Origin of the sequence: Kitasatospora sp. NPDC093806, from assembly GCF_040683335.1 — a bacterium.
Taxonomy (GTDB): domain Bacteria; phylum Actinomycetota; class Actinomycetes; order Streptomycetales; family Streptomycetaceae; genus Kitasatospora.
In genome coordinates this window covers 1-4,070 of sequence record NZ_JBFBDO010000227.1, presented here as the reverse complement: position 1 = coordinate 4,070, position 4,070 = coordinate 1, and the positions used below count along the sequence as shown (strand labels likewise).

The 4,070-nt window shown below is 72.8% G+C and carries 2 protein-coding genes and 1 pseudogene; 2 read left to right on the top strand and 1 reads right to left on the bottom strand.

Going from position 1 to position 4,070, the window contains the following annotated elements:
* Positions 1–87: pseudogene (locus AB0N76_RS39420) on the top strand (ABC transporter ATP-binding protein); the annotation flags it as partial.
* A 58-nt stretch (positions 88–145) separates the two neighbouring features.
* Positions 146–2,707: an FtsX-like permease family protein gene (locus AB0N76_RS39415; RefSeq protein ID WP_363565675.1), complete on the top strand. Its 2,562-nt coding sequence runs from the start codon at positions 146–148 to the stop codon at positions 2,705–2,707.
* A gap of 384 nt (positions 2,708–3,091) precedes the next feature.
* On the opposite strand, the gene AB0N76_RS39410 is transcribed toward AB0N76_RS39415, so the two are convergent.
* Positions 3,092–3,739, bottom strand: coding sequence for an HNH endonuclease family protein (locus AB0N76_RS39410; RefSeq protein ID WP_363565676.1), 648 nt, complete (start codon positions 3,737–3,739; stop codon positions 3,092–3,094).
* Positions 3,740–4,070 lie beyond the last annotated feature (331 nt).

The window sequence follows — 4,070 nt, the reverse complement described above, 5'->3', positions numbered from 1 at the left end:
CGCATCGTCGACGAACTCGTCCACCCCACCGCCGACACCGTCCTGGACCGCATGCGCCGCTTCGACGCCAAGGGCCGCACCAGCTGACACCCGCCACCGGCGCGCCTTGACCGTCCCCACGAACCCTCAGGACTGACACCACCCCATGTACCGCACCGCACTGCGCAACGTGCTGGCCCACAAGGCCCGACTGCTGATGACGACGCTCGCCGTCCTCCTCGGCACCGCCTTCGTGGCCGGCACCCTCGTCTTCACCGACACCCTCGGCAACGCGTTCCGCTCCCAGAACGCCAAGAGCTACACCGACATCGCGGTCACCATCAGTGACCACAGTGCCGTCAGCAAGGGGTACGACCACGGCGGCGGGCCCGCCGACGGCCCCGTCCTCACCGAGGAGACGCGCAAGGCGGTCGCCGCGCTGCCCGGCGCCGCCGAGGCCCGCGGCGTGGTCAGCGGCTTCGCCGGGATCGCCGACAAGAAGGGCGCGCTGATCGGCGACGGCTTCTCCACCACCGGCACCAACTACGTGCCCGGCGCCGACGGCACCGACCCGCGCTTCCCGCTGGTCGACGGGCGCGGTCCGCGCACCTCCGGCGAGGTCGCGCTGGCCACCCGGACCGCCGAGAAGGGCGGCTACAAGATCGGCGACACCGTCCGCGTCGCCATCAACGGCCCGGTCATGGAACTCAAGCTCACCGGCACCGTGGACACCAACGACCCGCGAGTGGTCTCCGGCGGCTCGCTCGCCGTCTTCGACACCGCCACCGCCCAGCAGCTCTACCTGAGCCCGGGCCGGTACGCCGAGATCGACGTCAAGGGCAAGCCCGGCGCCGACGACACCGCGCTGCTCGCCGCCGTCAAGCAGTCCTTCCCCGAGCCCGACGCCTTCGACGCCCGGACCGGCCGCGAACTGGCCGACGAGCAGGACCGGATGATCGCCGCGGGCACCAAGGTGCTCTCCGGCGTCCTGCTGGGCTTCGCCGCGATCTCCTTCTTCGTCGGCATCTTCATCATCGCCAACACCTTCACCATGCTGGTCGCCCAGCGCACCAAGGAGCTGGCCCTGCTGCGCGCCGTCGGCGCCAGCCGCAAGCAGATCACCCGCTCGGTGCTGATCGAGGCGCTGCTGGTCGGCCTGACCGCCTCGGTCGGCGGACTGATCGCCGGCATCGGCATCGCCACCGGCCTGCGGGCGCTGCTCAACGGCCCGTGGGAGGCCAACCTGCCCGAGGGCCCGCTGGTGATCGCCCCGTCCACGGTGATCGGCTCGGTCGGCGTCGGCGTCGTGGTGACCGTGCTGGCCGCCTGGCTGCCCGCCCTGCGCGCCTCCCGGATCGCCCCGGTCGCCGCGATGAGCTCGGTCGAGCAGCCCGCCACCCAGAAGTCGCTGCTGGTCCGCAACATCATCGGCCTGCTGTTCGCCGCGGCCGGCGCCGCCGGCCTGCTCGGCGGCGCGGCCGGCAAGGAGGCCAAGCTGGTGGGCCTCGGCGCGGCCGCGCTGCTGATCGGCACCTTCGTGCTCACGCCGCTGCTGTCCCGCCCGCTGATCGCGCTGTTCGCCCCGGCACTGCACAAGCTGTTCGGCATGCCGGGCAAGCTGGCCCGCGAGAACGCCGTCCGCAACCCGCGCCGCACCGCCGCCACCGCCTCCGCGCTCACCATCGGCATCACCCTGATCACCGCGCTGACCGTACTCGGCGCCTCGGTGAACAAGTCCGTCGACGAGTCCACCGCGAGCGACCGCAAGTCCGACTACACCGTCGCCATGCAGAACTTCTCCATGCTCTCCCCCGAGGTCGCCGGCCAGATCGCCAAGGCCCCCGGCGTCACCGCGATGAGCGTGAAGCGCACCGTGCCGGTCAAGGCCGTCGCGGACGGCGACACCTCGTACCTCACCGCCGTGGACGCCGCCGCCTTCGACCGGCTGGTCAACCTGAAGGTCACCGAGGGCTCGGCCGACGCGCTCAAGCAGGGCAAGCTGCTGTCCAGCGTCGGCTACGCCGAGCGGAACCGCCTCAAGGTCGGCTCGACCCTCGACGTCACCTACCCGGACGGCACCCGGGGCACCCTGACCGTCGGCGCCCTGGTGGAGAGCAACACCGAGGCCGCCGGGCTGATCGCGCCGGACAGCCTGGTCGGCCCGCACGCCATGGCCGGCTCCGGCCTGGACGCGGTGCTGGTCAAGGGCGCCGACGGCGCCACCGCCAAGTTCAAGCAGGCGCTGCGCGACGCCACCGGCGGCAACCCGCTGATCACCGTCAAGGGTGAGAAGGAGGTCAAGGCGGAGAGCCGCCAGATGGTCACCGACGTGCTGAACATGATGTACGGGCTGCTCGGCATGTCCGTGGTGATCGCGATCCTGGGCGTCATCAACACCATGGCGATGTCGGTGTTCGAGCGCCGCCGGGAGCTCGGCATGCTGCGGGCGATCGGCCTGGACCGAAGCGGTATCGGCCGGATGGTCCGGCTGGAGTCGCTGCTGATCGCGCTGTTCGGCGGTGCGGTCGGCGTGCTGCTCGGCATCGTCACCGCCTGGGCGGGCACCCGGACGATGGCGGACTCGTTCAAGAACATGACCCTGGTGGTGCCGCCGGTGCAGATCGGGCTCTTCCTGGTCGCCGCCGCCGTGATCGGCCTGCTGGCCGCGCTCTGGCCGGCCTTCCGGGCGTCCCGCCTGGACATCCTGAGCTCGATCAAGAGCGAGTAGCGGGCACGAGCGAGTAGCCGGCCCTCCCCCACGCACGCGGCGCCCCGCCGGGATCTCCCGGCGGGGCGCCGTGCTGTCGGGCCGGATGGTTCGGGGGCCGCCGCGGGCCGCCACGGGCAGCCGTGCGGAGGGGACGGACCAGGAGGAGGGGCAGGGATCGGGGACGCGGCCGACGTCACCGACCGTGCCGGTGCCGACGCGCTCGGCGAGCGCCGCCGCACCGGGAGCTTGCGACCGAGCACGTCCGTGCTCTCCCTCTACCGTAGGCCCTTTGCTCCGTATACGCAGTAGAATCCGCCGCCGAATTCTGACGGAACGGCAACGCGCCGCCCTCCCGGCCGGTGACGGTGGGAGGTCGGCGCGCCACGCTGAGCAAACGTTTCCTCAGCAGCCGTTGAGGATCGAGGAGAGGGCGCTCTTCTCGGCGCTGTCGACGGACAGGCCGTAGTAGTACTTCACCTGGACCCAGGCGCGGGCGTAGGTGCAGCGGTAGGAGGCCTGCGGCAGCCAGCTGGCCGGGTCCTGGTCGCCCTTGCTGCGGTTGGAGCTCGCGGAGACGGCGATCAGCTGCGGGCGGGTCAGGTCGTTCGCGAAGGCCTGGCGCTGGCTGGTGGTCCAGGCCCAGGCGCCCGAGCGCCAGGCCTCGGCGAGCGGCACCAGGTGGTCGATGTCGAAGGACGAGGCGCTGGTGGTGGTCACGTTGTCGTAGACCGAGAACCAGCTGCCGCTGACGGAGGCACAGCTCGCGTCGGTGACGACGTTGCTGCCGTCCCGCTTGAGGACCGTCTCGCGGGTGTTGCAGGTGCCGGAGATGGTGATCCAGTGCGGGAAGAGCGCGCGGTCGTAGGTGGAGTCGTGGGACTCCGCGGCCACCGCGATCGAGGCGAGGTAGCCGCGGGCGGTGGCGGCCGAGACCGGGGTCGGCAGGGCGGCCTGGGCGGTGCCGGCGCCGGTCAGCAGGGTAGTGAGGGCGAGCAGCAGGGCGCCGAAGGCGGCGGCCAGGGCGCGGCGGGGGGCGCGTATGGCGGTCATCGCGGACATGCGGGGAAACTCCTGGATCGGGAGGAGGGCAGCGGGAAGCCCCCGGGCGGGCGGGCCTTGCCCGGGCGCCAACAAGCATGGGGCGCTGGGGGTTTACGCGGGTAGATCCGGGAGGTGAACATTTGACCGGGTGTCAGGAGACGGCGGTCCGGTCGTGGGGGGGGGCGGGCCCGGGGCCCCCCCGGCCCGGCCCCCGGCGGGGGCGGCGGCCCCCCCGGGGGGCGCGCGGGGCGCGGCCGCGGCCCCCCCCCGCCCCGCCCCGCCCGGGGGCGCACTGGTCAGCGCAGCCCGGGCGGGGCGGCCCGCCGGAGTAGACGAACGT